2 protein-coding genes are annotated in these 2,699 nt (G+C 68.1%); one reads left to right on the forward strand and one right to left on the reverse strand.

Features of this window, described 5'->3' with window-relative positions; all coding sequences use genetic code 11:
* Positions 1-116 precede the first annotated feature (116 nt).
* Complete coding sequence (locus ACFXB5_RS53300; RefSeq protein WP_385223249.1) at positions 117-617, reverse strand: GNAT family N-acetyltransferase; 501 nt, start codon at positions 615-617, stop codon at positions 117-119.
* 201 nt (positions 618-818) lie between these two features.
* Here ACFXB5_RS53300 and ACFXB5_RS53305 point away from each other — a divergent pair, with 201 nt between their 5' ends.
* Positions 819-2,600 carry a carbamoyltransferase gene (locus ACFXB5_RS53305; protein ID WP_385223251.1) on the forward strand — a complete coding sequence of 594 codons (1,782 nt, stop codon included), beginning with the start codon at positions 819-821 and terminating at the stop codon, positions 2,598-2,600.
* Positions 2,601-2,699 lie beyond the last annotated feature (99 nt).

The raw sequence follows: 2,699 nt of genomic DNA on the forward strand, positions 1-2,699 counted from the left end.
GAAACGGGAGCGCGAAAAGAGGGCCCTCACAGGCGTTGACCTGCGAAGACCCTCCGCACCGTCGGGACGACAGGATGTGAACCTGCGACCCCTTGCCCCCCCCGCAACGCTCCCGGTCAACGCCCCCCGGGCTCCGCGCCGAGCCGTCGGCGATAGCGCAGGCCGGGGCGTCCGCCGACGGTGGCGTCCGCCACGACGGTGAATCCGTTGCGGCCGAGCACGGTCATGGAGGCCACGTTGTCGAGGGCGGTGTAGGCGGTGAGGGTGGAGAGCCGGTACGTCGTGGCGGCCAGGCGGCACACCTCTTCCACCGCGGCGGTCGCCATCCCCCGGCCCGCGGCGCGCTCGCCGATCCGGTAGCCGAGTTCGGCGTCCCCTTCCTCGACGTCCACGAGATTGACGCGGCCGACCAACTCGCCCTGGTCGTCCATGACGACATGGAAGTGACACACACCGGCGTCCTGTTCGGCGAGCCGGGCACGGTACAGGGATGCGAACTCCTCGAAGTAGGCGTCCCCGCGGTCCGAGATCGACCGGGCGAAGTACTCCCGGTTCTCGCGCTCGAAGGCCAGCAGGGCGGGCGCGTGGTCGGCCCGGAGCCGTTCCAACCTCAACATGCCCAAAAGTATACGTAACGAGGGGTGCGCGCGTCCGCGGTCCGGGCACGCTCAGCATTCGGTGCGGAATTCTCCCGGGTCCGCCGTATCCCCGGGAAGGAAATCCACAATCTGCTTGCGCATCATGCCTATCCCTCAAGTATCCGGCCCGAGTAGCCTGTTCTTCCGCCGATACTGTCGTGCTTGGGAGGCTGAGAGCCAGTGATCGTACTCGGTTACAACGGATTCAGCAGAGGTGCGGAGCTTTTCGGGCGTCTCTACGGGGCGACTGGTGTCGGCCGTAATCTCTTGGTGGGTCATGACGCCGCGGCGGCTCTGGTGATCGACGGCGAGGTGGTGGCGGCGGTCGAGGAGGAGCGGCTGAGCCGGGTCAAGAAGACCTCCGATTTCCCGGTGCAGGCAATCACCTGGTGTCTGAACTCCGCCGGTGTCGACCTCGACCAGGTGGACGTTTTCGCTTTCCCCTGGCGGTTTTCGTCGACGGTGGCCGAGGAGATGATTTCGGGGATATGCGATTCCGACATGCCGGTCGCGGCCAAGTTCGACGCCCTGCGCAGCACGGGTGAGCTCTACACCGGCATGCTCAGCCCCGACGCGGTGTACCACGACTTCGTCGAGCGCACCGGCTACGAGCTGGATCGCAACAAGCTCACCCTGGTGCCCCATCATCTGGCCCATCTCATGTGCGGTGCCTACCTGGCCGGCGGGGGCGACGCCGCCTTCCTGGTGAGTGACGGCCGGGCGGAGACGCTGTCCTCCGTCATGGGCGAGCTGCGGAACGGCGTGGTCCGCCAGTTCGACGAGAGCGCGGTTCCCATGACCAGCTCGCTCGGGGTGGCGTTCGGGCGGATCACCCGCTATCTGGGGTTCGTACCCAACAACGACGAGTACAAGGTGATGGGCCTGGCCGCGTACGGCCCGCCGCCGCGGCACAATCCGCTGCTCGAGCGCGTTGTGCGGCTGCACGAGAACGGCTCGTACACCATCTCCACCCCACGGGACATATCGGCCTACTACGCACTGTTCGACGACCTGTTCGGCGGCGACAGCGAGAAGCGCGAGCAGTTCGACTTCCGCGTCAAGGTCGCCGGGCTGGCACAGCACATGGTCGAGGCCGTCACCGCTCATCAGGTGCGGGCACTGACCGCGGCCTCCGGCCTGGACACCCTGCTCTTCGAGGGCGGGCTGGCGCTGAACTGCGTGGCCAACACCAAGATGCTGGAGAGGTCGCCGTTCACCGGCATGGAGGTCAGCTTCGGGGCCAGCGATCCCGGGGTCGCCATTGGCGCGGCCGTGTACGCCGCCGGTCTCAGGAATCGGCCGGCCGACGCGGTCACCACCCCCTATCTGGGGCCTTCGTACGACGAACGGCAGGTCCAGGACGCGCTGGCGGACTACGCGGACCGCGTCGAGTGGCAGGAGGAGCCCGACGCCGCCTCGATCGCCGACCGGACGGCGGAGTTGCTGGCCGGGAAGAACGTCGTGGGCTGGTTCCAGGGCCGGAGCGAGTTCGGGCCGCGCGCCCTGGGCAACCGCAGCATCCTCGCCAACCCGGCCTTCCCCGACATCAAGGACATCATCAATCTCCGGGTGAAACACCGGGAGCCCTTCCGGCCGTTCGCGCCCGTCATCCTCGAATCGGAGGCCCCCCGCGTCTTCTCGATGGGCAAGAAGACCTCGTCCCCGTATATGACCTTCGTCTTCCCGGTGCGGAAGGAGTACCAGGAGCGGATCCCCGGCGCCTGTCACGTGGACGGCACGGCGCGGGCCCAGACGGTGAACGAGCGGCAGAACCCCGCCCTCGCCCGGCTGTTGCGAGCCTTCACGGCCCGGACGGATGTGCCCTGCCTGCTCAACACGTCCTTCAACGTGGCCGGTGAGCCCATCGTCTGCTCGCCACGGGACGCCTTGGAGTGCTTCCTCGCGACCGAGATCGACTATCTGGTCATCGACCGGTTCGTGATCACCAAGAAGGGGAGCTGAGCCGCGGGGGGGGGGGGGCGGGGCGGGGCGGCGCGGCCCCGCCCGGCAGAGCTCTCTCAGTGGGTGATGGTGGGGGAGGGGGGGGCCGGGGGGGCGGGT

It is taken from the genome of Streptomyces sp. NPDC059455 (assembly GCF_042750115.1).
Taxonomy (GTDB): domain Bacteria; phylum Actinomycetota; class Actinomycetes; order Streptomycetales; family Streptomycetaceae; genus Streptomyces; species Streptomyces endocoffeicus.